This is a genomic window from Anabaena sp. WFMT, from assembly GCF_051781005.1.
Classification (GTDB): Bacteria; Cyanobacteriota; Cyanobacteriia; order Cyanobacteriales; family Nostocaceae; genus Anabaena.
On the sequence record NZ_JBPWOA010000002.1, the window covers coordinates 235,915 to 261,721 of the forward strand.

At 38.4% G+C, this 25,807-nt stretch carries 25 protein-coding genes, 1 tRNA gene and 1 pseudogene; 7 read left to right on the top strand and 20 right to left on the bottom strand.

Features of this window, described 5'->3' with window-relative positions; all coding sequences use genetic code 11:
- The first annotated feature begins 3 nt into the window (after positions 1–3).
- From ACSQ6I_RS01300 to ung, 3 genes are all read left to right on the top strand, one after another.
- Positions 4–1,215: an EAL domain-containing response regulator gene (locus ACSQ6I_RS01300; protein WP_438888453.1), complete on the top strand. Its 1,212-nt coding sequence runs from the start codon at positions 4–6 to the stop codon at positions 1,213–1,215.
- Positions 1,216–1,320: 105 nt separating this feature from the next.
- Positions 1,321–1,710, top strand: a complete 390-nt coding sequence (locus tag ACSQ6I_RS01305) for a phosphomannose isomerase type II C-terminal cupin domain (protein ID WP_438888455.1) — start codon at positions 1,321–1,323, stop codon at positions 1,708–1,710.
- Complete coding sequence (ung, locus tag ACSQ6I_RS01310; protein WP_438888457.1) at positions 1,707–2,408, top strand: uracil-DNA glycosylase; 702 nt, start codon at positions 1,707–1,709, stop codon at positions 2,406–2,408. The genes ACSQ6I_RS01305 and ung overlap by 4 nt, the downstream gene beginning before the upstream one ends.
- A 165-nt stretch (positions 2,409–2,573) precedes the next feature.
- Here ung and ACSQ6I_RS01315 read toward each other — a convergent pair whose 3' ends face one another.
- The 8 genes from ACSQ6I_RS01315 to dndC all read right to left on the bottom strand — a co-directional run bounded on the left by ACSQ6I_RS01315 (position 2,574) and on the right by dndC (position 10,314).
- Positions 2,574–3,332 carry a HEAT repeat domain-containing protein gene (locus ACSQ6I_RS01315; protein WP_438888459.1) on the bottom strand — a complete coding sequence of 253 codons (759 nt, stop codon included), beginning with the start codon at positions 3,330–3,332 and terminating at the stop codon, positions 2,574–2,576.
- Between the two features lie 95 nt (positions 3,333–3,427).
- Positions 3,428–3,994, bottom strand: coding sequence for a GNAT family N-acetyltransferase (locus ACSQ6I_RS01320; protein ID WP_438888461.1), 567 nt, complete (start codon positions 3,992–3,994; stop codon positions 3,428–3,430).
- A gap of 50 nt (positions 3,995–4,044) precedes the next feature.
- Complete coding sequence (locus ACSQ6I_RS01325; protein ID WP_438888463.1) at positions 4,045–4,188, bottom strand: hypothetical protein; 144 nt, start codon at positions 4,186–4,188, stop codon at positions 4,045–4,047.
- An 83-nt stretch (positions 4,189–4,271) separates the two neighbouring features.
- On the bottom strand, positions 4,272–4,673 hold the full coding sequence (locus ACSQ6I_RS01330) for a hypothetical protein (RefSeq protein ID WP_015216822.1): 402 nt from the start codon (positions 4,671–4,673) through the stop codon (positions 4,272–4,274).
- Positions 4,658–5,950, bottom strand: coding sequence for an AmpG family muropeptide MFS transporter (locus ACSQ6I_RS01335; protein ID WP_438888465.1), 1,293 nt, complete (start codon positions 5,948–5,950; stop codon positions 4,658–4,660). Before ACSQ6I_RS01335 ends, ACSQ6I_RS01330 begins: the two co-directional genes overlap by 16 nt.
- A 94-nt stretch (positions 5,951–6,044) precedes the next feature.
- Positions 6,045–6,440 (bottom strand): DNA sulfur modification protein DndE, encoded by a 396-nt coding sequence (dndE, locus tag ACSQ6I_RS01340; RefSeq protein ID WP_438888467.1) that lies wholly within the window; start codon positions 6,438–6,440, stop codon positions 6,045–6,047.
- Between the two features lie 121 nt (positions 6,441–6,561).
- Positions 6,562–8,550, bottom strand: a complete 1,989-nt coding sequence (gene dndD / locus ACSQ6I_RS01345) for a DNA sulfur modification protein DndD (protein ID WP_438888469.1) — start codon at positions 8,548–8,550, stop codon at positions 6,562–6,564.
- A gap of 138 nt (positions 8,551–8,688) precedes the next feature.
- Positions 8,689–10,314, bottom strand: a complete 1,626-nt coding sequence (dndC, locus tag ACSQ6I_RS01350; protein ID WP_438888470.1) for a DNA phosphorothioation system sulfurtransferase DndC — start codon at positions 10,312–10,314, stop codon at positions 8,689–8,691.
- Between the two features lie 179 nt (positions 10,315–10,493).
- On the opposite strand from dndC, the gene ACSQ6I_RS01355 reads away from it, so the two are divergent.
- Complete coding sequence (locus ACSQ6I_RS01355; RefSeq protein ID WP_438888471.1) at positions 10,494–12,092, top strand: DGQHR domain-containing protein; 1,599 nt, start codon at positions 10,494–10,496, stop codon at positions 12,090–12,092.
- Positions 12,093–12,102: 10 nt separating this feature from the next.
- Here ACSQ6I_RS01355 and ACSQ6I_RS01360 read toward each other — a convergent pair whose 3' ends face one another.
- The 9 genes and pseudogenes from ACSQ6I_RS01360 to argF form a co-directional block, all read right to left on the bottom strand.
- On the bottom strand, positions 12,103–13,083 hold the full coding sequence (locus tag ACSQ6I_RS01360; protein ID WP_438888472.1) for an HNH endonuclease: 981 nt from the start codon (positions 13,081–13,083) through the stop codon (positions 12,103–12,105).
- Between the two features lie 19 nt (positions 13,084–13,102).
- Positions 13,103–13,579, bottom strand: coding sequence for a DNA phosphorothioation-associated protein 4 (locus ACSQ6I_RS01365; RefSeq protein ID WP_438888473.1), 477 nt, complete (start codon positions 13,577–13,579; stop codon positions 13,103–13,105).
- A 127-nt stretch (positions 13,580–13,706) separates the two neighbouring features.
- Positions 13,707–13,844: pseudogene (locus ACSQ6I_RS01370) on the bottom strand (Uma2 family endonuclease); the annotation flags it as partial.
- A 42-nt stretch (positions 13,845–13,886) separates the two neighbouring features.
- Complete coding sequence (locus tag ACSQ6I_RS01375; RefSeq protein WP_438888474.1) at positions 13,887–15,959, bottom strand: AAA family ATPase; 2,073 nt, start codon at positions 15,957–15,959, stop codon at positions 13,887–13,889.
- The gene (locus ACSQ6I_RS01380) at positions 15,956–16,129 is read right to left on the bottom strand and encodes a hypothetical protein (protein WP_438888475.1); all 174 of its coding nucleotides are present in this window, start codon (positions 16,127–16,129) and stop codon (positions 15,956–15,958) included. The genes ACSQ6I_RS01375 and ACSQ6I_RS01380 overlap by 4 nt, the downstream gene beginning before the upstream one ends.
- A 103-nt stretch (positions 16,130–16,232) precedes the next feature.
- Positions 16,233–16,682 carry a GxxExxY protein gene (locus ACSQ6I_RS01385; RefSeq protein ID WP_438888477.1) on the bottom strand — a complete coding sequence of 150 codons (450 nt, stop codon included), beginning with the start codon at positions 16,680–16,682 and terminating at the stop codon, positions 16,233–16,235.
- A 6-nt stretch (positions 16,683–16,688) separates the two neighbouring features.
- On the bottom strand, positions 16,689–18,170 hold the full coding sequence (locus tag ACSQ6I_RS01390; RefSeq protein ID WP_438888478.1) for a DNA phosphorothioation system restriction enzyme: 1,482 nt from the start codon (positions 18,168–18,170) through the stop codon (positions 16,689–16,691).
- A gap of 74 nt (positions 18,171–18,244) precedes the next feature.
- A complete protein-coding gene (gene lexA / locus ACSQ6I_RS01395; protein WP_323311514.1) occupies positions 18,245–18,850 on the bottom strand; it encodes a transcriptional repressor LexA in 606 nt (201 codons plus the stop codon).
- A gap of 154 nt (positions 18,851–19,004) precedes the next feature.
- Positions 19,005–19,925, bottom strand: a complete 921-nt coding sequence (gene argF / locus ACSQ6I_RS01400) for an ornithine carbamoyltransferase (RefSeq protein WP_438888479.1) — start codon at positions 19,923–19,925, stop codon at positions 19,005–19,007.
- A gap of 319 nt (positions 19,926–20,244) precedes the next feature.
- Here argF and ACSQ6I_RS01405 point away from each other — a divergent pair.
- Positions 20,245–20,316: transfer RNA gene (locus tag ACSQ6I_RS01405), tRNA-Thr, on the top strand.
- On the opposite strand, the gene ACSQ6I_RS01410 is transcribed toward ACSQ6I_RS01405, so the two are convergent.
- Positions 20,317–21,054, bottom strand: a complete 738-nt coding sequence (locus tag ACSQ6I_RS01410) for a DUF4079 domain-containing protein (protein ID WP_438888480.1) — start codon at positions 21,052–21,054, stop codon at positions 20,317–20,319. It abuts the tRNA gene before it with no gap.
- A gap of 128 nt (positions 21,055–21,182) precedes the next feature.
- Positions 21,183–21,563: a hypothetical protein gene (locus ACSQ6I_RS01415; RefSeq protein ID WP_438888987.1), complete on the bottom strand. Its 381-nt coding sequence runs from the start codon at positions 21,561–21,563 to the stop codon at positions 21,183–21,185.
- Positions 21,564–21,813: 250 nt separating this feature from the next.
- Between ACSQ6I_RS01415 and ACSQ6I_RS01420 the strand changes: the two genes are divergently transcribed.
- On the top strand, positions 21,814–22,896 hold the full coding sequence (locus ACSQ6I_RS01420) for a DMT family transporter (RefSeq protein ID WP_438888481.1): 1,083 nt from the start codon (positions 21,814–21,816) through the stop codon (positions 22,894–22,896).
- Between the two features lie 75 nt (positions 22,897–22,971).
- On the top strand, positions 22,972–24,036 hold the full coding sequence (locus ACSQ6I_RS01425; protein WP_438888483.1) for a Rieske 2Fe-2S domain-containing protein: 1,065 nt from the start codon (positions 22,972–22,974) through the stop codon (positions 24,034–24,036).
- Positions 24,037–24,293: 257 nt separating this feature from the next.
- Here the strand turns inward: ACSQ6I_RS01425 and ACSQ6I_RS01430 are convergent, their stop codons facing one another.
- Positions 24,294–25,769: an alpha-amylase gene (locus ACSQ6I_RS01430; RefSeq protein WP_438888485.1), complete on the bottom strand. Its 1,476-nt coding sequence runs from the start codon at positions 25,767–25,769 to the stop codon at positions 24,294–24,296.
- Positions 25,770–25,807: the final 38 nt, after the last annotated feature.

The window sequence follows — 25,807 nt, forward strand, 5'->3', positions numbered from 1 at the left end:
ATTATGCATAAAATTTTAATCATTGAAGATGAAGAATCAGTTCGAGAAAATATTTTAGATTTACTAACAGCAGAAGATTTTGAACCTATTGCTGCTGCTAATGGCAAAATTGGCTTAAATTTGGCTATATCGGAAGTACCAGATTTGATTTTATGCGATATGATGATGCCAGAGCTTAATGGCTATGAGGTATTAACAGCATTAAAAAAAGAACCAATAACTGCAACAATTCCCTTTATTTTTTTGACTGCCAAATCTGCTAAATCTGACTTTCGTCAAGGTATGGATATGGGAGCAGATGATTATCTAACTAAGCCGTTCACTCGTTCTGAATTATTGAGTGCCATCCTCAATAAATTAGAAAAATATGCAAATTTAAGAAAACATTTATCATATCAGACTGCAATTAATAGGCTAACACCTAGAATGCAGTTATTAGAAAAAAAATTACACCAAGCAATTATAGATAATAATTTTGAAGAATTCGAGATTTATTATCAACCAATTATAGATATCTATAGTGGTAAAATAATTGGAGCAGAAAGTTTATTACGTTGGCAAAGTCATGAATTGGGATCAATATCACCAACTGAGTTTATTCCTATAGCAGAATCTAATGGTTTAATTGTGACTATTGGTCAATGGGTGTTACAAAAAGTTTGTCAACAAATTAAAATCTGGCGTAGTGCTGGAATTAATTATTTGACTATCGCTGTTAATTTGTCAGCAATTGAATTTAATCAACCAGATTTAATCGTCCAAATAATAGACTTGATTAAGTCAAATAATTTGGAAATGCCAGGACTAGAAATTGAATTGACAGAAAGCATGATTATGCAAGATGTTAATAGTGCGATCGCTACTATGAATCAATTACGTTCGTTAGGTATCAAAATTGCAGTAGATGATTTTGGTACTGGCTATTCTTCATTAAGCTATCTAAAATATTTCCCCATTAATACACTTAAGATTGATCGTTGTTTTATTCAAAATATCACCCATGATCATCAAAAATCTGCAATTACAAAAGCCTTGATTCAAATGGGTCATAGCTTAAATCTTAAAATAGTTGCTGAAGGTGTAGAAACAGAATCAGAATTATCATTTTTGCGGCAACAAAATTGTGATGCTATTCAAGGATTTCTATTTAGTTGTGCATTGCCAGCACTAGAATTTGAGAAGTTTGTTTTATCTAATAAATCCTTTTTTATCTAAGAAACATTTATGTATAATATGATGGGGTACAAAATTCACCAATGAATAATTTTTACCTCTTGTTATTAATTATTGATTTGCAATATTTAAGGTGGAAAATTAGTGATGAATCAGCATGAGAATGAGCTTAAGTCTAATTTAGATAAATCTTCTTCCCATTCCGGTGAACGTTACTGGGGTAATGTGGAAGTTTTAGAAGAGGGTGAAAATTATAGAATTAGTCGTGTGGAAATTAAGCCTAGACACGGCATTAAACCACAAATTCATTATCACCGACATGAACATTGGGTTGTAGTGTCTGGTGTGGCTAAGGTAACTTGTGGTGATGAAGAAATATTGCTCAATTGTAATCAGTCCACCTATGTACCCGCAGCAACTCTCCATAAGGTTGAAAATCCAGGATCTATTACCCTAGTGATTCTAGAAATTCAAAATGGTGAGTATTTGGGTGAAGATGATATAGAACGACCATTTGAGTTAACTTCTGTTCAATGAAAAATCTCCAACTGCCTATTGATTGGCAAGCTGTTCTTGGTGATGAATTGACAAAACCCTACTTTGATAAACTCCAAGAATTTTTGGTAGAAGATGGCTTATCCTATAATATTTATCCACCAGCAAAAGATGTTTTTTCGGCTTTTGAATTGACACCATATGAGAAAGTCAATGTTTTGTTACTGGGGCAAGATCCTTACCACGATGAAAACCAAGCACATGGATTATGTTTTTCCGTCAAACCGGGGATCAAACCACCTCCATCCCTGATGAATATATTTAAAGAACTCAAAGCAGATGTGGGGCTGGATATTCCCAATCATGGTTATCTTGTTCAGTGGGCTAAACAGGGTATATTGATGCTCAATGCGGTGCTAACTGTGAGGGCGCATACGCCAAATTCTCACAAAAATAAAGGTTGGGAAACTTTCACAGATGCGGTGATTAATAAAGTTAACGAGAAATCTGAGCCGGTAATTTTTGTTTTGTGGGGTGGGTATGCACAAAAAAAATTAAAGTTAATAGATACCAATCGGCATAGAGTTATACAATCTGCTCATCCTTCACCATTCTCTGCACGAAACGGCTTTTTTGGCAGCAAACCTTTTTCAGCTATTAATGCTGCTTTAAGGAGTTGGGATAAGCCGGAGATTGATTGGGAACTTGTAATATTACCGCAGGGGAATAATAACAATTGAGTACTCAATACTCAATACTCTGGTAAGGATTCAGGATACAGAATGTTTGATATAGCAGGGAACTCCTAACAGAAGAGAAAAATATTCTTCTTCCTTCTTCCTTCTTCCTTCTTTCTTCTTCCTTCTTTCTTCTTCCTTCTTTCTCCTGAATTCTTACGTACTCTGTTAAAACCAACCTTCTTGTTCTAGGGTTTCAATTAACTGCAAACCACGAGGATCACCAACTCCTAAAAGTGCGGCTTTGGCATCCTCTCGGACTCCTAAATCTTGGTCTTCAGCGAAAGCTTGAATTAATGCATCAATTGCTGTGGCATAAACTACATTAGAAGGCAACTCTTTACACAGTTGCCCAATTGTCCAAGCACAGTTACTGCGTACTGCGGCTATGGGGTCTTGGACAAGGGCTTCAATTAAGGGGGGAATTGCGCCCACAATTACCTCATAACCTACTCCTGCCATCTGGGCTAGGGCGCTGGCTGCCCACAGACGGACGGCGGAAATGTCGGTTCTTAAAGCGTCTGCTAGGGGTGCTAAGGAACGGCGATCGCGGCAGTTGCCTAAAGCCCAAACTATGCCTTTTCGCACATAACCATTCCAATCTCGATTGAGTTGAGTAATTAATGGCTCGACTGCATCTTGACTCGGATTTCGTCCCAGGGCGTAGGCGGCGCTGACTCGGACTAAGGGACAGTTATCGGTTAATAGGCTAATGAGATGGGGAATTGCTTGCTCATATTCAATATCACAGAAAGCCCGCGCCGCTAACATTCTTTGTTGGGACTGGGGATTTGTCAGGAGTGCCAACATTAATTCTGGATCGGGTTTTGCCACTTCTGATTCAGCAGTAAGTGGTTCTATGCGGTCTAGGGGGCTTTCTAGCTCCACTTCGGCATCAAGTAGGCTTAGGTCATCTTCATCGTACATAATTATTCCGGTTTAATCGCCGCAAGGGATCAATTCATTACCCCCTATACCAACAAGCAAAACCCTGATAGATATTAGTTAAATAATTGTACAAGCTAATGGAGTGGTTTTACCATCCATAGGGATTGTGTTTGATAACCTTGGTGATGATAAAGCTGTAATGCGGGTGTGTTGGACTGAAATACTTGTAGAGCTATTTGGCGATCGCCCCTTTGTCTTGCCCAATTTTCTACATGATTCATCAAGGCTTTACCAATTCCTCGACGGCGATGTTCTGGAACAACGTAGAGGAGGAAAATGTGAGTATGGCGATCGCCCTTTATTTGATCTATAGCATTGCCTACCCATAGACAAGCTATGGGGGATGGTGATTGGTAATGGGTGATTGGTGATTGGGTAAACTCTCCCTTTTTTCCGGCTTCCCTTCGACTACGCGGTAGTTGAGCTTGTCGAAACTCAGGGCAAGCCTTTTCACTTGCTTCTTCATCTACCCACCATAAAGGGGTATCAGCAGAAAAATATTGCTCAACTGTTAGAGCTAGATGTGAAAAATCTTGATGAGAGAACATTTCTTGGTAAGTCTGCTGCATGAACTTGACCAGAATTGCCCTATCTACAGTTGAGCCTCGACGAATGTGGTAGCCGGGTAGTAAGAGAGTCAAAATTTGGGAAATGGGGAGGATGAGGGAGATGGGGAGGTTAATAACCCAATTTACGAATTACGGATTACCATACCAATTGGTGCGGGTGCTGCCATATCGGAAGGTAGAAAAATGCGAGCGCTGACTGCGACTAAGGCCAAGGTAAATATCAGCACAGCAATTAAAGGGGCAATGTATTGACGAAAAATGGCCATATCTGGGTTTTAGTTAGCTAGGGATTTTCTGAAAACAATTAGTTGAGCAAAACACTCGGTACTCGGTACTCAGTACTTAATACTTACCGCTGTTCACGATCCAAATCATCTAGTACCCTCTCACAGTACCAATTTTCTGGCATACCTGGATAATTTTGCTTGGCTTGCTCAATTAATCTCTCAGCAGCGGCAACATCACCAGATAACCTAGCTATGAGTCGGTTTTTTAAGTAGTTACCAGTGACTTCTTCGTCTACCTGTTTGGGTATGCCGTTTTTGAAGGGCTGTGAAGGTTCTCGCCGTAACTGCCAAAATAAAACGTAATAGAGTGTACCAAAGATTAAAATCAGGCTGATTGTGCCTAGGAGAGTGAGCAGGTTAAACCCCAGAAATCCTAAAACTAACTGGGAAAGAACATAGCCCAGTAGTAACCCTGTGACGATGAGGACAAATGTACCGACAAGAATAACTACTTGGTTCCCCATATATCCTCTTCTTCTGGCTCAATTCCTGGTCTGGTGACTGCCTCTGGCTTTGGATTCCAGGGGGCGAAAAATGGTAACAGGAGTAGTCCCGGTACAGCAGCAAGGATACTAATGACGAAAAATAAAGGCCAACCTGTATTTTTTGCTAAGGAACCTGCTGGCGCAACTAGAATATCACGACTTACGGCCATAAAACTAGAAAGTAAAGCATACTGAGTGGCTGAATAACGCTGATTACACATATTCATTAAGAAGGCGACAAAGGCTGCTGTTCCTAATCCAGCACAAAAGTTCTCGATGTTGATGGTCAGTAGGAGAACTTGGTAGTTTTTACCAACTTGTGCAAGTACAAGATAAGCTAAGTTGCTGACTGCTTGCAATGCTCCAAATACCCAAAGTGAGCGATTCAGACCAATTTTACTCAAAAATGCTCCACCTGCCAGTGTGCCAACAATGGTAGCTATCAATCCCATGCCGCCTTGAATTGCTCCTATGTCGGTTTGGGTAAAGCCTGTTTGTAGTAAAAAAGGCGTGGACATATTGTTGACAAAGGAGTCGCCGAGTTTATAGAGGACGATAAACAGCAGGGTTAGTAAGGCTTGGAGGATACCCTGGCGCTGGATAAATTCGCCAAAGGGTAAGATTACGGCTGCGGTTAAGGATTCTGGGGGACTGATTTCTTTGGGTTCTGGTGCAAATAAGGTGGCAATGATGCCTATTCCCATGCCTACTGACATCAATAAATATACTGATGACCAGGGGATGTTATCGGCAAGGATCAAGGCTAAAGAGCCTGTGAGTAAGAGGGCAATGCGATAACCTAAGACGAATACTGCTGCACCTGCACCCATTTCTAGTTGTTCGAGAACGTCGGTGCGGTAAGCGTCAGCGGCGATATCTTGGGTTGCACTGAGGAATGCGATCGCTACGGCGTTGATGGCTAACAGTTGTAGGGCTTGTTTGGGCTGTTGCAATGCCATGCAAGCGATCGCTATTAGTAACCCAATTTGAATTGTAATTAACCAACCCCGTCGTCTTCCTAAAAATGGCAACGTAAACCAGTCTAACAGAGGCGACCAGAGAAATTTTAATGAATATGGTACACCTACAAGGCTAAATAAGCCGATGGCGGTTAAATCTACGTTTTCAACTGTCATCCAAGCTTGTAGGGTCTTGCTGGTTAAAAACAAAGGCAACCCGGATGAAAAACCTAGTAGTATCAAGGCAGCCATTTTCCGGCTACCGAAAACTTGCAGTAGCGATTGAACTGGATTCATTAGTTTAAATTGCCTTCTCACCTGAGAGAGTTGCAGCTATCTTGCCATATTGGCTATGTCTTTTCTTGCCTACACGCCAATTAACATTGCAGAATCAGGATCTTACTTTCTTTGTGGCTAGTTGAATTAAATCTTCAATTTTCTTGATATTCTGATCCCCTGCTAAATAACCAATTCCCCGATGTAAATGTAAGCGAAATTGCGTAATTAGGGTTTCTCTATCTGTATCTAATCCGTCATTATAGCAGCGTTGTTTAAGAGCTAAAAGCAGAATATCAGATATTTCTCCACCGAAAACGCGCCATGTCAATTCTACGTTGCTATCTTGGGGTATGGGTACGGGTGAGGGCGGAGTTATTTCTGCAAGGGAACGACAAAACGCCCAACGACATAATATGTTCCATTGGTCGATTTTTGTGCTGCGTTTAAGTTTGAGAAGTTGTTCTTTAGCTGTTTGGGAAAGTTTAATTCTTTCTATTGGTGATTCCATGATTTTGGTGATTAAGAATATGATTTTGTCTCACGCAGAGGAGCCAGTGCGTTGCGCGGGTTTCCCGCGTTGTAGCAACTGGCGTAGCGCAAAGTCACAGAGAGTAAGAGTTGAGATTTTTTTACCAAAAATAACCAGGTTTAATTGTGGTTTCTCTTTTACCGGAGTTGTATTGGAGTAGGTATTCGCGGGCTATGGCTTCGGTTTCTTTGAGGTTTTGATATTCTTGTAGACCGATTTCGGTGTCGGTGGAAAGGAGTATAACTTGATGACTGGCTGAGGGAAAGTATCTTTCTACTAGGTTGTTGCGGTGTGAGGAGTCGAGTCTACCTAGAGGGGTATCAATAGCTACTGGTAAGCGTCTTCCTGATACTTTGGCTAAACCCCACAAAAATGCGATCGCTAATAGTTGTTTTTCACCAGCAGAAAGTCGATGTTTGGGAACTGGTTTACCGTTTAAATCATATAAAGATAACCCAAATGTTTTACTATCAATAGCAATGCGATGTACTAAATCAGATTTATGTAATAAATACAGAAAACAGTTTTTTACTTCTTCTTCTAATTTATTCAATTTCCGCAAAGTCAATCTTTCCCGAAATTCTTTTAATGTCGCTTGTACTTTCGCAGCCGAATTAATAATATGTTCACTATCTTTATATTTCAGATTTTCTACGGTATATTCATTTAGTTCTTGTCTTAGTTTTTTGATTTCTGCCTCTAATTCTATCAATTCCCGACTCATTGATTCAGCCTGAGATTGCATCTTATTAAATTCAGTTTGTGCCTGTTTTACAGCCTTTTGCAATTTTGTATATTCTTCCGGTGCAGCCGCAGTTTGTACTTGTCTTTCTAAAGTTAATATTTCTTCTTCATAATTACTTAATTCATCTAACTGCTTTTGGGCTGTACTTTCGGCAACCTGCAAACGATAAGTTATATTGTCAAGCAAACTTAAACTTTCTTCATCTCCATTTAACCAAGTATTTTCTGTTGATACATTATTGGTATATAAGTTATTGATATCTTCAGCTAGAAAAGATTGAATATTAGTAACTTTATTAGATTCCAGATTTAATTGTTGCAGCCAATTAAGTAATCGTTCATCTCTAGCAATTAATACATCCTTAGCTAATTGAATTTGTTGAGTTTTAAGTTCTTTTTCTCCTTGGTGTTGGACTTGAGATAATAAAGGACTAATTAAAGCCAAAGGTAAAACATCAGAAGCTAACTCACATAAAGATTCACGGATATTATTACCAGCTTTGATTTTATCTTCCTTTTCTCGTTCTAATTGGCTACGTTCAGCAGCAATTTTACCACCTTCATTCACAAATCTATCTAAAGCTTCTTCATAGATTTTTTCTAATTCTGTAACTTCAATATTCAGATTTGCTAGTTTTTTCTGATTATTTTCGTATTCTTGCTGTTTTTCATTGAGTTTAGTTTCAATTTCTTCTAATTTAGCCAAATCTTTATTATCTGCAAATTCTCGTTTTTTGCGATTTACTAAAATCTCTAAATCAATTGCTAATTTATCTGCCAATTCTAACCCCAAAAGTCCGTTAATAGCATCAACCACAATTGGGGGTGGTATTTCTTGTTCTGCAAGTTCCTTAACTTGTTCACCATCAAATAGAAATAAATTAGAAATACCTAAAGGTAAAATATTTTCTATATATTCATCCCATATATTAACCAGTGAATCAATCGGCCAAGTTTCATCATCACCTAAAATACCTAAATGGTCTTTCCCATCTTTAGGATTTTTTTCCCAAGTCCGAACAACACGATACCTAACAGGTTTATCTTCTTCAATATGTTCAAAAACCAACTCAATACGAGTTTTTTCTATAGGATCAGCCTTACTATTTACACATTGATTTAAAAAATCACTATAACTAAGATTACGGCGAGTTGAACATTGGGCGCGTTGACCATATAAAGCCAGCCGAATAGCATCCATAAGTGTAGTTTTTCCCCCACCGTTCATTCCTCCGAAAAGGATAATTGGGCGTACATTATCCTCATCAATTTTCGGGTTGAGGTTGATAACTTGCTTACCGGAGTATGGACCAAAGTTTTGTAATACTAATTCGAGGAATATCATTATGCGATTTTGGATTTTAGATTAATCTCGTTCCCTGGCTCTGACAGGGAATGCTTTCAAGAGGCTCTGCCTCTGTTATAATTAGATGAGGTAGAACCTCAATATTGACATTTCCAGCCAGAGGATAGAGAGGATATTTTATTCATCTGAACTGTCATCTACATTCTTTGTTGCAAACTTAAAACTAGCCCAAGTTTGTAGTTTAGTGTCTTCCTTATCAGGTGCATCTCCTAAAGTTAATTGCTTCACTTTTTCCCTAACAGTTGCCACATCACCGTCTAAAGCTGCTTGTCGTAAATCCCGTTTTAAATGAGCGTTTTTAATCGCTGCTTCTGGAGAACGGGAACTTGTATTAAAACATTTTTCTAGGCTTTCATAAATACCAACACGACGAGTTTTTTTCTTAAATTGGCGTTCTGTATCTAATAATTTCGCCATCAATTCTAAGTGCATTCCGTCACTATCACAGATTTCTTCTAATATTTCCCATTCATCAATACCAAGTATGCTTTGATCTGCACCAGGACGGGGATCTTTAAATATTTCTCCCGTGACTTCTTCATATATTCTGGGTAAGCTATCATCAAATTCGTGTTTGTCTTCTAACCATATCCGGCGGATAGCACTTAATTCTTCTAGAGTAATTAGAGTAATATCACCCATATTTTTAGGTGCTGTTTGACGGACTTGTGTTTGCGCTGTTAATACTCTTCTTAGCCAATATTCTCTCCAATATTTTGTGTATGGTCCATGAATTGGTTCAATAGAAGTTGCACCATCTACATTACGTTCAAATAATTGAACCTCTCCCCAGATACGACGAAAATCCCTTTTACTTCTATCATCTTTAATATCTAATTCATTGCGAATATCTAATAGAGGCTGCATCCATTCTTTTTCTTCATCATTTTGGATCATTGCTTCCATTGATTTATCTTTACTAACAATTGTGCATACCCAGCAACCAAATCGAGAATCCCCACAGCTAGGTGTAGAAGTATCAACTACTAGAGGGCATTCATTATCTGCTGTTGCACCTCGATACATTACGAATAAATCTTTATTACTATATCCCCAAGGATTTTGAAGCTGATTTAGATAAATCCAAACTTCATCAGTACGCCAATCTTCGATAGGGAGATAAATCATAGAATTAGGTCTATTTGGATTCAAATTCATATGATCTCGTATCCGCCATTCTCGATGTTTAGCCATTGTGATAGAACGTTTGATACTTTCAGATTTACGAGTACCCAATACAAGAATTACTTCACCGTTAGTTTGAATTACTTCCCGAATAAAGCTGTCAGTGGGTTTAATTTTTAATCTCTCGGTACACCAACGCATACGATTACGTGGTGCTGGATAGCCTTTACCTATTAAGTTCACCCAAAAAGTATCTTTAATTGCAGGATAAAGCAGATGGGCTTGAATTGGCATTCCTTGTTCTTCAGCGGCAACTCTCATCCGTTCTAAAGAGTTGCGTACCCAAACAGAGACTACAGGGTTTTCTACTAAGGTATCTGTTGTAATTACATGAATTGGCTTAGTTTTTTTTTCCGGTGGGAGTTCAGCGATCGCATTCCAAATAAGCTGTAACGTAGCAGTACTGTCTTTTCCACCCGAATAGCCTACTACCCAAGGTATTTCATCTAAACAATACAATTCTTGAATTTCTGTAGAGAGAGCTTGGATATAGTCCACTAACTCTGCTACAGTACGATTTTGCTGATTTTTATTTTCTGGTTGTTGTGCTGTAGTCATTTTTTTCTACCTGTGTATATATGGATATAGTTTCAATATGTCCATTCGGGGGAATGGAAACATCTGGTATATAAATAAACCTAGCTACGAGTGCAAAATATTTTTAAAAATAGCATCCTTAGTATCCATTTTTTTGGACAATAAAGCAAGAGTCAGTTATTAAGTTTTTAAAAATTAACATGAGCAATAGTACAGAAGCACTAAATAATCAACTCGCTAACGAGTATCTAGAACGGGAAAATAAGGATAAACAGGTATTAGCTTTACTGCTAGAGAGGTTTTTAGAGAAAAAAGACCAAATTCTTGTCCAAAAGACAGAAATGGGTGGTACTGAGGCTTATGTAGGTTCTGTGACATTGGAATGGTTCGCGGGACGGGTACATTTTGCGTCTGGTTTACCCCTACTACAAAAAAAGTACAACCCAGAGACAGAGAATATTGAAATTGACGCTGATAGTATTGATGAAATTCAACAACGTCCTGTTGATTGGTCGCGTCAAGCACCGTTAGTACAGTATTTAGCAGCGAGAAAAAACCATAAATTTCCCGCTGTGTTGGTAGTAATTAATCAACCTTGGGTAGATAACCCCAAAGCAGCGGAGTGGGATAGTCAAGGACGGGCTAAAAAAGCGACTACTGATTTTATACCTTTAGATAAAGATGGTAAAGTTGGTTTACTGAATATTTCTGAAGAAAATGTGACAATTTATGCTTTAGATGGTCAGCATAGATTAATGGGTGTCCAAGGTTTAATGGAGTTAATTAAATCTGGTAAACTCCAACGTTATAAAAAGGATAAAACTGCTGATGATAGTTTTATTACTTTGTCTGATTTGATTGATAAATATCAAGTAGAACCTGCTTATTTACAAAGTTTATCCAAAGAAAAAATTGGTATTGAGTTTATTTGCGCGGTGAATACTGGGGAAACTCACACAGAAGCAAAACGACGGGTAAGATCAATTTTTGTTCATGTCAATTTAATGGCTGCACCTTTAACTAAAGGTCAGTTAGCACAATTAAATGAAGATGATGGCTTTGCTATTGTAGCGCGAAAAATTGCCGTTACACATCCACTTTTAGAACAAAAACCAAATCGAAATCCGCGTGTTAATTGGAATAGTGCCACAGTAGCCGCTAATTCTACGGTTTTGACGACGCTGCAAGCCTTACAAGATATGTCCGAAAGGTATTTGGGGCAAAAATTCCCCCACTGGAAACCTTTGGAAAAAGGATTAATTCCCATGCGTCCAGAAAATGAAGAAATTCAGGAAGGAATTGCAGATTTTAAACTACTTTTTGATAATTTAGCTAATCTTCCCAGCTATAAAGTATTGGAACACGAAGATACAACTGTTTTGCGTCGCTTCAATTTTGAAAAAGATGGTGGTGAGGGAAATATGTTATTTCGTCCAGTTTCTCAAGTTGCTTTAGCGCAAGCTTTGGGAACTTTGGTATTTAAAAAAGGTTTTGCTTTGACGGATGTTTTTAAGAAGTTGGAGAAATTTGACCGTCAAGGGGGTTTTAGTGGTATGGAATATCCTCAATCTTTATGGTATGGGGTTCTCTATGACCCCAATAAAAAGCGGGTACAGGTAGCAGGAAAAGATTTAGCTGTGAAGTTATTAATTTATATGTTGGGAGGAATGACTGAAAAAATGGAAGTTACTGCTTTACGTAAGGCTTTAGCTAATGCTAGGACTATTGAAGAACAAACGATAGGTTTTGATGGAAAGTTGGTAAAACCGCAGGATGTAGGACTTCCAGTTATTTTATAATAATAGCTAATTATGGCTGAAATATATAATGACGATGCCATTGCAAAGCTTCAATATCTGGAAAATATTTCTCTACTTTAGGTAATATGAGTATTTCCCCATGAAATTCTGTTATTGTTCTAGCATGGGGAGATACTTCTTCTAATTCTTTGCTAACGATAATTTTGTATTTATCATCAACAGCAAACCAACCTCTGTCAAAAGCCCAATGATGATTTTTACAAAGTGCTATTCCGTTATGTATTCTACTATCGTAAAAAGCAGAGAATGGTTTTATATGTGCGCCGTCAACAATATTTTGATTACCAGTTTTAGTCACTTTCAACCCACAAAAAGCACATCTATTTTCATAGACAGATACAATTGCTTTTCTAAAAAAAGCATTTCTAATTAGTGTTTTTTTTAAACTCCATTTAGGAATAGTTTTTAATGTATCTGTTGATTCGGTTATAGTTTCTTGTTCTAAGGATTCATTTTGAAAATTTTCATTAATTTTTAAAATTTCTCCTATCTCATTTTCATCAGATGAAAGCCAACTTGATACAAGTGCATCAATTAATTCTTTTCTGGTACTTTCATCTTGTATTAAACTAAAAAGTTCATCATCTAGAAAGGCGTAGTTAACATCATCTCTAATTTTAGGAATTGATTGAGGACGGCCACCCTCATATTCAGAACTATACTTGAGATGCCAAAATTTACATTTATCGTTTTTCAAGTGAAAAAAAGGAAGGGCAAAATCACTACCTTTAAAAGGGCTAGATGCCATTACCTGCCAATACTTTTTAAATGTCTCAATTAAGTCATCAGAAATATAAATATTTTTATCTGTTATTACATTTTGCGTAATTAAATCAATTACGGATAAAAGTAATATTGGCTTATTTAGTGCATCACCTTTTTTTTGAGTTTTATATACTTTAAGATTAGAAAAACATTCACAATAATAAGCTAAATTTTTCTGATTGTATGATTGTTCTACTTTACTCATTTTTATCTATTACCTATTACTAAGAGGATATAAATCTTCTTAAATCATAGTCTTCACCTTCGAATTTTTCATTAAACCTATCAGAATTGAGAAATAATAAAATTCGATCAGAATAATCTATTGCACCTCGAATTTCTACTTCTAATACTTCTAAACCACCATTAGCATACTCTTCAAATATATGATTACGCTTTTCATTATTATTACCATCCTGGAAAGATAAAATTCCTATATCTTCAGTTTCAATCAGTCCTAAAAGATTTATGATCGTATCATACCCTCTAACAATAAATTGTTCTTGAGGAATTGGGGATGGTTCACGTTTAGAAATTTCTTCCAAAGGAATACGTTTTTTATACTTAGCGCCCAAAGCAGCAGCAAAAACAATCACATCAGCAAAAGTCTGAAAAGGACCAGTTCCCCCATCAGCAGAAGTTAAACTTTTCACCAAATCAGCCTTATCTTTAGCAACTCTGATTCTACCAGTTTCTGCCATAATTATAAAATATACACCCTAAATATCTCAAACCTAATTTATTAATACCATACTCTTGCTTTCCTCTCCGCGCCTCTGCGCCTCTGCGTGAGAAAAAAATCAAAAAACATCCTCATGAACCAGAGAAAATAGTAGTATGGGGAATAGTTCCCCCAGTCATAGCAAAAACCTCACCATTGATATATTCATATTTAATATCTTGCTGTTCCTCCCACTCCAAATACTCTAAAGGACTCATATAAATTCTATCAGAACTAGCAACCATAACTTTCTTCCTTTGCGCCTTTGCGACTTTGCGTGAGATATATTAATTTCTTTCCACTTCAATAATTTCAGTATATTCAAAACCATTCAAACTCTGTCTTACCAAAGAATATCTTTCTCTACCCAACTGAATATCATCTTGCTGACAATTAGGTTTAGAAGAATAATAAACCAACACATATTCTTTACCAATTTTATCAGCAATTTCCTCCTCAACTTCTACCCTCCATTGGGTTTGAGTTACCAACACAATTAACTGATTTGCTAATTTAGGAATAGTTTGAGCAATGTGACGACGGGAATTAGCATCTAAACTCCCAAAAGGAGAATCCATAACAATGGGAAAAGTGCTACTATCAGGAACCATGATCATTTTCCGCTTTTCACTCCAGTCGCGCACCTTGTCTATAATACTAGCGATAAAAGATAAACTGAGAATTTGATTTTCTCCTGTTGAAGCTGCAACTGGTGCTTCTATTCCTGTCGTGTTTTCGACTAAACTCAATTCATACTTTTCGCTAATTTTGGGAACGTATGGAGTAAAAGACATATCTGAGAAAATTTCCTGTACTCGCTGTTCTAATTGCAGACGAAACTGGTTTTCTTGACGGTTTTTTACTTCCGATAAACGTTCAATTGCATCTTGGGTAGCGCTAATACGACGCTGTGCTAAAGATTGTTTTTCTTCATTTTGCTTTTGCTTAGATATTTGTTTGACTAAAGCATCAATATCTGTTTTGAGGTGAGAAAGTTCTTGTTGATTTGCACCTTGTTCTCGATTTAATTCATCAATTTTCGCTTCAATTCCATCTAATCGTTTTTGTAAACCGCTAATTTCTTCATTGGGATCTTTTCGCAGTTGTTCTTGAATACCGTCTAATTCCAGTTCAACTTGAGAAAGGTTTTCCTTTAACTGCTTAATTCGTGCTTGTTCTCTATCCGCTTCTTCCCAAAAAGCAAGTGCTTGTTTATCAATTTCATCAACTTGTGCGCTCATTCTAATTGCAGTTTCTTCCACTGTCGAAGAACCTGCTTTTTTCATTAAGTTCTTGACATGGAAATGAGTATGCGTTCCTTCTCTTAAATCAGCACCACAAATACAACGTCCAGTATTGAGTAAATCCTTGACAAATTCTTGGGAAATTCCTGTTGTTAATTCACCACGTTGTTTTAAGTCTGTAAATATTTCCCGAAACTTGGCTGTAGTTTCTGACAAGAGAACTGTATAACCCCGTGCGGAAATCACTTTTTTCAATGTTTCCCGTGTCTTTTTCAATTGTTCCCGATAGCTATCTCTTTGTGATTCTAAGTTTTGCTTTCTTTCTTGTAATTCTTTAATAGCACTTAGTTCGCGTAATTTATTACTGACTTCTTTTTTGAATGTTTGTTGATGTTCTAATTCTAGCTTGATTTCAATTTGACGTTTGTTGATAGTTTCAATTTCCGATTCCAGCTTTTCTTGCTGAGTCAATAACTGTTTAGTTTCTGCATCACCAATATTTTTTAGTTCAGTTTCTAAAGTCTTTTTAGTATCTTTCAGGTGTTTAATTGAAAGTTCAATTACTTCTACACCTAAAAAAGTCCTAATTGCTTCTGCGATTTCAGCTTTGTTATCAGAACGGACTATTTCTTCAATGCGTTCACCGTCAAAGAAAAAATATTGATGTAAACTTGCGGGTAAAATCTGGGTGATGATTTCTTCGGCTTGCTGAAGGGGAAAATACCATTTACCGTCATCTCCAGCAACTTGGATTTTTAACTGGGTTTTACCAGCTTCAATAAAATCACTTTCATTTTTATAAACCCGACAAGAACGAGTCGCACGGTAACGGTTGCTTTCATGTTCCCAACCTACTTCTACTGAACATTCTACAGGATCTCCTGGTTGAGATTCTGCGATCGCTCTTTTATTGACTAACTGTTCTGTGGAAGCAAATGCAGCACTGAATTTTTCATATAATACCCAGGTAAAGGCATTCAATAAACTGGTTTTACCTGCGCCATTACTCCCATAAATCATGGTAGTATTGCGAACGTCTCCACCAGCTAAAGTAATTTCTGGTGTTTTTCCATAAAATGAGCGAAAATTACATAGTTTAATGGAAGTTAGTTTCATTGCACTGCTTCCTTGACAATTATTAGAATATCATCATTAATATGTCCTTTGCTTTTTCTATCTAATCTGCTTTTCTCTAATCTCCATACTTTTTCAATAATTTGTTTTACTTCTGGTGGTGCGCTGTTAATTGGTTCTTGGACATCTTCAATGTTTGGGTATTCTGGCATTTTTTTATTTGTGTTGAGAATGTGTAAGAGTAAATGAACCGCGAAGGCGCGAAGGACGCGAAGGAAGAAAGGAAGAAGAAGGAAGAAGAAGGAAGAAGGGGATTTAAGAAGAGAGGATGACTCGTTTGATTCCTTCTTTGAGGATGGGGACGTTAAAGTTAATTAGGAGTCCGAGGCGGTTATTTGTCATTTTTAGATATGAAATAACTTGAGCTTCGTGAATGGGAGCTAGTTTTTCTACAGCTTTTAATTCAACTACTAAAATATTACCAACTAAAAAATCTAATTCACCTTCACCAATAGGATGAACTTTATAATTTATTGATACTAGATATTTAGGTTTACAAGGTATCCCTCGCAAACGCAATTCACAACACAAAGCTTCTTGATAAACCCTCTCCAAAAACCCCGCTCCCAACACCCGATGTACCTCAATAGCCGCACCAATCACCGCATATGCTAACCCCTCCACATCATCACTCAACTCCCTCATTCTTCCCTCCTCCTTCTTCATTCCCTCTTCCTTTGCGCCCTTCGCGCCTTCGCGGTTCATTAATCTTCAAATATCCAACAACCCATATCGTTTTTGCAAAGCCAATAACTTCATCCTAGCTTCTCCGGCATTATCTGCTAAATCAGCAAACTCCACAAAACGCCGTAATTCCTTTTTTAACAAATTTCTTTCCACCTCAATAGTTTCTCTATCCAAATCTGGAGGTAAAACAATCATATCAAAAATCGTCGCTCTTTCTTTACCAGGATGAGGACGTAAAACTCTGCCACGACGTTGGATAAATTGACGAGGATTTCCTGAACTTGATAAAATTACCGCAGTTTGAATAGCGGGAATATCCACACCTTCATCTAAACAACGAATCGCAACTAAACCTTGCAATTCTCCACTTTCAAATTGACAGCGTAATGTTTCTCTTTCTTGTAAAGAAGTGTGTGCGGTGTAGGTGCTGACTTTGTAACCCAATTCCACACCCAAAATTTTAGAAACTGCTTTGAGTTGACGCAGAGATGAACGCTGTCCGGTTTCTGGAGAACCGTCACTACAATAAAATAAAGTATGGCTTGTATCTTTGCGAGTTTCCATTAATTCCCGCAAAGCTGTTAATTTATTTTCTGCTGCACCAATTAACCTAGCACGTTGCATTAATAAGGATTTGATATCTTCGTTGTCTTCAAAATCTCCAACATCACCATGATCTCTTTCTCGATATAAAAGAGAACGTCCGATTTTTTTTGTTAACTTAAGATAGGCAATACTTTCAGCCTCTGTTAACTCCACCAAAACGGGATAATAAAGATAGTGTACCAAAGCTCCTTGTGCGATCGCATCCTCTAAACTAAACTCAGGTTGGAGAACAGCACCAAAATAATCTAATAAAGATTGTGTTCCTCCATCATCAAAATACCGTTCCGGTGTCGCCGATAACGCTAGACGCAACCCCACCTTCCGGGGTAAACTTTCCTCTAACTTCGGTGAACCTAAATTATGTGCTTCATCACCAATAATTAAAGTCTTCGGTGGAAAATATTTAAGTTGTGACTGAAAACCATCACTAATTAAAGTCGAGTTAGTGGTAATCACCGTCACGAAACCTTGAGAACCAGAACGCAGATTATAAATTTGTGTTGATAATTGACTTTGCCAACTACGTAAATTCTCGAAAGCTAAAATTGGAATTAAGTTAAATTTCTCACATTCTCTCGCCCATTGAGTCACAAGATGACGATAGGGACATACTACCACCAAGACTTGTAACCCTATCTGTTGATACAACTCACAAGCGATAGACAGTGCAGTAATAGTCTTACCACTACCAGTAGCCATTTTTAGCGTCCCTCTGCCATTATTAGCAAACCAACTAGTAATAGCTTGACGCTGATATCCCCGCAATTGCAGAGATAATGGCATTTTTGGACATCCTGGTAAAGGCTGCTTAACTTGATAAATGCCTTTCTTCTCTCCCACATAAGGTAACTTGAGAGAGAAAAAAGGCAATTTCTGCACTGGTTTTCGCGTTATATACATAAATTGGTAATTGGTAATTCGTAATTGTTATTCATTTTACCCATTACCCATTACCCATCACCCATTACCATTTTTCAGTTATAGTTTCGCCAAATACCAATCAGAGAACCTTGCACTTGTACTTGTATTGCAGGTATTTCCATCGGTTTATACTTAGAATTTGCTGGTTTGAGAGTCACAAGATCATCATGACGATAAAAACGTTTTAAAGTTGTACCGTGTCCTTCAACTCTAGCAGCCACAATAGTGCCATTTTTCAACTGATTTGGTTCTGCTACCGGACGCAAAAACACCACATCCCCATCAGCAATTAAATCATCAATCATGCTATCTCCAGTCACCCGCAAAGCATAACTTTGGGGAGGTAAAGATAAATTAGCCAAGTCTAAATGCTCTACAGCATCCGTAAAAGGCTCAATTAAACCACCAGCAGCAATAGTTCCCAAAATCGGTACACCTAGCTTCACAGGACGCAAAACCCGAATTGTTCGTGCCTTACCTTCCTTCCACTCGATATATCCCTTGTTGCGTAAATGCTCTAAACGGCTTTGAATTGGTGCAGGTGATTTCAAGTTCATTCCTTGCATCATTTGACGAATAGAAGGCGAATGCTCATTCATTCGGATATATTCTGTCAACCATTCGTATAATTCTTGTTGAGCTTCTGTTAGTCTTTCCATAATTTTTGTTGGGAAGTAATTATAAATGTCCCTAGAACATTAGTACTACAAAAATCTTCCCTTAACAAGATAAAACTTAAAAATTTAAAAGGCAAAAGAGAAATAACTGACTTTGCTTTTGCCTATTTACTTGCAATTTTTTAGCTTTTACCTGTCATTTAGCCCCTAAAATACTGGCCAGTAGAGCTTTTTGAGCGTGTAATCTATTTTCTGCCTGATCCCAAACCTTTGATTGGGAACCTTCGATTACTTCTTCGGTAATTTCTTCACCGCGATGTGCTGGTAAACAGTGTAGAACAATTGCGGCTGGATCTGCAAGACTCAATAATTGTTGAGAAATTTGATAAGGCTGGAAAATAGGAAGCCGATTATCAGCTTCTGCCTCTTGTCCCATACTTGCCCAAACATCAGTGTAAAGTACAGATGCACCTTTAGCTGCTGCTTCTGGGTCATGGGTGAGAACAACTTCAGTTTTATTATTAGCTATTGCCCTAGCTTTTTCTACAATTTTTGCATCTGGAGCATATCCCGAAGGAAAAGCCACCCGCACATTCATTCCCACCAAAGCACAACCCAGCATGAGAGAATTAGCGACATTATTCCCATCACCCACGTAAGTCAAAGTTAGACCATTCAAAGTCCCAAAACATTCTTGAATTGTCAATAAATCGGCTAAAATCTGGCAAGGATGTTCTAAATCTGTCAGTGCATTAATTACAGGACTTTCGGCATAGTTGGCAAAAGTTTCCAAATCTTCCTGGGCAAAAGTACGAATTGCAAAAATATCCAGATAACGATCTAACACCCTTGCAGTATCCTGAAGAGGCTCCCCACGACTCACCTGAGTTACATTGGGATTAAGATCAATTACCTGTCCACCCAGTTGGTACATAGCCACCGTAAAACTAACTCGTGTGCGAGTTGAGGCTTTGGAGAATAATAACCCCAGAACTTTATTACACTGCAACTGTAACTTTTGTGACTTGAGTTGAGTTGCCAATTGCAGAAGTTCTTGCAGTTCTGTGGAATTAAGATCCGCCAGACCTAATAAATCTCGTCCGATCAATTCTGCCATGCTTGTGATCTTTTAAAGAACAATAATGTTTTTCTGTTCCTTCACCCAGACGCGTCAAAAGGAATACAGTCTTAAAACTGTACCAAATATTGTTACCTTAAGTTACACAATTAGAATTAGCTTTTTTAATCAATGCGTAAGTCCTAGTAGTTTTTTTACTCATGCACAGATTTTTTCTCTATACAAGTATCTTTAGACTGAAGACTGAAAATTGAGCTATGGCTAAGGAAAGAATTTTTTTAGTCATGACCACTAGACAAATCTCAGAATTGTGATATGATGTGTAATCGGTGGGTGCTTAGAAAGCACTAGCCAGTTCGCCAGCATAGCACAGTGGTAGTGCATCCGACTTGTAATCGGAAGGTCGCGAGTTCAAATCCCGCTGCTGGCTTTATTCAGGTTTTGGAAGTAGAGAAGGTGCTTGGATTGTGCAGGGGTTGGTTTCACATTTTTGCTCGTAAAGCTTATTAATGTATGGTTCCTGCCAACGGAGGGGAACTTCTAAGAGCGATCGCACGCCGGTAATTCCCTGACCGATAAACAGTAACAGAGCAATGCAATTGAGGATAATGTGAACCTTGCGCCAGCGATTGGTTTTATCTTTGTAGATGTCTGGTAAGATAGCCAGTGAAAAAATCATCAATAGAGCAGCTACTTGCCCGTAGTAGTAGTGAGAAATATACCATTGGTCGGTTTTGCGGTAAACACCATCTTGACAACCAAGCACCACCAACCCAACTCCACTCAGAGTTGCAAATATACCACGCCAATTTTTTGCTTTCGCCCGATAAAGTAAATATAGAGAAGCAATTGTCGCCGCAAATAACAGGGCAATAAAAATTACCTGAAATGGTGATTTCATCCAAATTTGCTGATCTACAATATGACCGAAAACATCGTTAGCCAAAGCTAATAAAACAATACCGACAACTGAGCCAGTTAGCCAGCGTCCCAACTGGACGTGTTCAGTTCCAACCACAGGAGGAATTTTACTTTTCCCTATGGCTATAGTTTGCAAGCGACGTTGACGGACTTGTAAAGCGAAGTTGACAACAATGCCAATGAGGGGAAAAACTACAATTACAGCGATCGCTGGATGCAACAACAAAATCGCATCTCTAAGTTCCATATTACACCTCTTTCCAACTTAGTTAATTAGCCCAAAATATTCTGTAGAGACAATTCATGAATTGTCCCTACGCCTTTTATACCAGATGTTTAATAGATTCTTCCCATCAAAAATGAACGCAGGTAAAGTTACTTAACTTCGCTGGCTTCAAACCTAGACACCTTACCCCGTTTAACTGCAACTACCACATCATAAGTAGCGCAATAAGAAAACGTCACATTATTAGCTTTGTTGTAAAGATTCACCACCATCCCTGCACCACCGGCTTGAACAGCAAGTGGCTCAAGATCACCAAAAAAGAACCGACGTAATTGATCACCACCACCAAATTGACCTTTATTCTTCATCACCAAATCAATTTTCTGTTGAGCATTCAAACCTGTAGAATCTTTCATTTCTGCGGCTGATGCTTGAACTAGGGAAGGATTCACGACTTTCAAAGGAACATCCCAAACTGTCAACATACCAGCTAGAGCAACACCTGTGAGTAAAGAAGAAGCGACTTTCATTTGTTTTTCCTGATGTTTAAGTTTTTCGACTAACCACAGCATCCCATCTACTACTGAAGCTCAAATGAAGGTATTCCCTGAATTTCCTGAAATTACCCCTTGGAAAAATTTAGTTTGTACTCAGCACATTCTCAGAAAGTTATGATGTTGTATTCTCAGCTTAATTTAAGTTTTTTATCACCCTAAATTAATCAACATATTTGAGTTTAGTATTGATAATTAAAAGTATTTTCTTTACAGTGGTGTTATTGTGACCAGACCCAGAAGAAAGTATCTTCACATTTCCAAAATTCCAGGTCAAATCTATCTCTGGCTGGCAATTCTGATTTTTGGAGCTTCTAGTGCAGTTACCCGCAAGCTAACGCAAATCGGCGCTCAACACTTCATGGATGGTCGAAATCCGATTTCTCTGTGTAATGTTTTATTCGTTGGCAATCTCTGCGCTTTGATAGTTCTGTTGCTGATTTATGGACGACAGTGGAATCAAGCCACTTTACAGCAACTTTCAAAAAAAGATTGGTTCATACTAACAACAGTAGCTATTTTATCTGGAGCTATCATTCCCGGCTTAATTTTTCAGGCATTAGCACTAACAGAAGTTAACAATATCATTTTGGTTGGCCGCTTGGAACTACCTCTGACTATGGCTTTATCAGTTTGGTTACTGCGGGAACGGGTGAATCGTTGGGACGTGATGGGAGCCTTGGCTGCATTCCTTGGTGTCACCCTTACTATTCTCCTTCAACCACCAGGGGCAGGGATGATGAATATGGGAGGTTTAGGAGTGGGTATTGGCGAACTATTAGCAACATTAGCTGCTTTGGGTTCAGTAGCTGCCACAATCATTACCAAAGCATGGCTTTCCCATATCCCACTAGGAATATTCAGTATTTTTCGTACTGCTTTAGGAACTGTAGTATTTTTCTTGATTGCTTTAGTTCTCTATGGCCGCGACCACTTTCAAGATGTATTATCACCTTTTCTGTGGCAGTGGATGCTTGTCTATGGCGCTGTAATCGTCGTGCTAGGTCAATCATTTTGGCTGAAAGGCTTGAGAGCTTCTACGGTGTCAGAGGCTTCCTTAGCAGGCTCTTTTACCCCCATTGTTGGTATTATGGCAGCTTATTTAGTATTGGGAGAAGCCCCTACCTTCGCTCAATATGTCGGTGGTAGCTTGGTTTTAGTGGGCATATTTTTGAGCCAGATTGGTATCCAACTTCAGAGCGATCTGCTTGCAGCAGCGCTTCGCTATCGCAAAACTGCACCTAAAAAAGTAAATTCTCTTCCAGCAGAACAAAAAGTAGAAACCGGGATGGGATTTAAAGGAATATAAAATTTATCTGCAAAGAATACTTGTTGTCTATCACTATTGTCGTAATATTGCCTTTAGTTATACGTTAGTTATATTGTGATAGATAACAACAACCTTTTATTACGTAATCTTTGGTACTATGCCCTACCTAGTTATCTCCTGAAACCAGGTAAAATGGTAGCCCGAATTTTCTTGGGAGAACCAGTACTACTGATTAGAAGCCAAGATGGCAAGGTTTCTGCTGTGCGGGATATTTGTCCTCATCGGGCTGTACCCTTGAGTTGTGGTCGATTCGATGGGCAAGAAGTAGAATGCTGTTACCACGGTTGGCGTTTTGACCCTGCTGGACATTGTGTATCAATTCCTTCTTTATTGCCAGAACAAGACATGGATTTGAGCCGCTTCGATGTGCAATCATATCCCATCCATGAGACTCAAGGCAATATTTGGATATATATGTCAGATGGGGATAAATCTCAACCCAATCCTTCAGAAATGGATGTTCCAGTAGTTCCAGGTTTTGCTGAACAACTCCCTCAACTAGTTGAAGTAATGAGGTTTCCTTGTTTTATAGATCATGCGGTGACAGGTTTAATGGACCCTGCCCATTCTCCTTATGTACATCGGGTATGGTGGTGGAGAAGCGGTGAATTGCATGAAGAAGTCAAACAATTTGATCCTTCACCTTACGGGTTTACAGTCCGACGGCATAAGTTGTCAGAAAATATGGAGAATATGAGCCGATTATATTGGTTAGTCGGTGGTGGTATTCCCGAAGTAGAAATTTCTTTTCGTTTACCAGGTGTGAGAATAGAAGAGATAACTTTTGGTAAACATCGACTTTGTAATTTGACCGCAGTTACACCAATTTCTGAGACAGAAACAGAGGTAACTTTTGTTCTTTATGGAATGCCTAGTTGGTTAACTGTATTCAAACCTTTGATTCATGTATTAGCACGAAAATTTCTCGACCAAGACCGAACAGTGGTAGAAAAACAGCAAATTGGACTCAAATATGATCCAGTTCTACGATTAATTAAAGATTCAGATATGCAAGCGCAATGGTACTACCAGTTAAAGCGGGAGTTTGCTCGCGCCACGGCTGAAAAACGGGAATTTATCAATCCTGTTAAGAGTCTGTTATTACGATGGCTTGCTTGAAAAACTAGGTACAAAAAATTACAGCAAATTAAATCTGAGTTAGTTACACAAAGGCGGGCAGGATGCCCACCCCACAAGATTTCTAATCTTAATGTTTGTAATTTATTTACTTACAATTTGCTGTAACTTATTTCTTAGTGCTAAAAATGGTAGTGAACATCATCAACATTCCACCTAGCAAAATAGCGATCGCTAATCCCCCAGTCACCAAATCTAAACTATTGCTATTATCCATAGCTTATCCCTTATCTCAATGATTATTCTTGAATCCAGACCGAAACTGAGCCACCTTGACAATGAAACTCAGCCCAACCCCATTCATTAGTATAAACTGGCTGTTTAATATGTTCTGTCAGGTCGTAAAATTTGGCGTTAGGTTTACCAACTTCCATCCATTTACTACCACCAGATCCATCACTCATAATTACAGCCAAAGCTTGAGGATGTTCTCTATCTCCCAGTCTTGTCCACCCAATCACATTCGGGTGATCAAAGTAGTCATACTGTGAACCATAGGCAAAATTTTGACGGGCATAGAGGAATTTGTCAATTAACCAACGGTGAGAAGGTAAGAAAATCTGGTATCGGTTGCCATCTCTGCCATTGTCTTCATATTCTGCACCATAATAGTCAGCATAGAATACGCAAGGATAGCCTTCGGCACGGAGGAGAATCAAAGCATAAGCCAAAGGTTTAAACCAAGGTTCAACGGTTGATTCTAAAGCTTGTAAGGGTTGGGAGTCGTGGTTTTCAACAAAAGTGACAGCTTGGGTGGGTCGTTCCTGCATTAATGTCCCATCAAGAATGCGTCGCATATCATAGTTACCACCGGCTTTACTGGCACGGTGGAAATTGAAGTGTAGGGGAACATCAATTAAGGACATTTTGTTCTCAACAGTATTGAGATACCAGTGCAATGTGTTGATATCATCATCCCAATATTCACCCACTGCAAATAAATCTTTGCCCACATATCCCTTGAGTTCATCTAACCATTGAGGAAAGAACCAAGCGGAAATATGTTTAACAGCATCAATGCGGAAACCATCAATTCCCGTAGTGTCAAGATACCATTCACCCCAACGAGTTATTTCTTCTCTGACTTCCTGGGATTGAAAGTCTACATCACATCCCATTAAATAGGCAAAGTTACCTTTTGCTAAAGCCACATAATCGTCAAATCTTTTACCATCTAATAAAAAGATAGTATTTTGCTCTTTACTATAATCATCGTAATCTACAGCATCAAAGTGCCTCCAATGCCATTGGAAGTCAGAATATTTACCTTGACGACCGGAAAAGGCAAAATGGGTGTAAGCATTGATATCCCGTTGCCCACCTTTGGGATTAAGGCGATCATCTTGGGAGAATGGTGTAGCTTTAGCTACTTCTTTTCCATCTCCTCCCATTCTGTGATTGAGGACAGTATCTGCGTAGACTTGTAACCCATGTTGCTGAATTGTTTTAATGGCATCTAGATACTGTGTGCGATCGCCATATTTGGTGCGAGTTGTCCCTTTTTGATTAAATTCGCCCAAGTCGTACATATCATATACGCCATATCCCACATCATAACCGCCTGCCGTTCCTTTATAGGCTGGTGGTAGCCACAAAGCTGTAAAACCTGCATTAGCTAATTCTTGAGCTTTGTTTTTTACATCATTCCACAGGATTAAATCGGGGTCGATATACCAGTGGAAATATTGCATCATTGTGCCGTTGATTTGGGACATTTAGCTGATTTCCTCAAATAGTTCACAAAATAATGGCG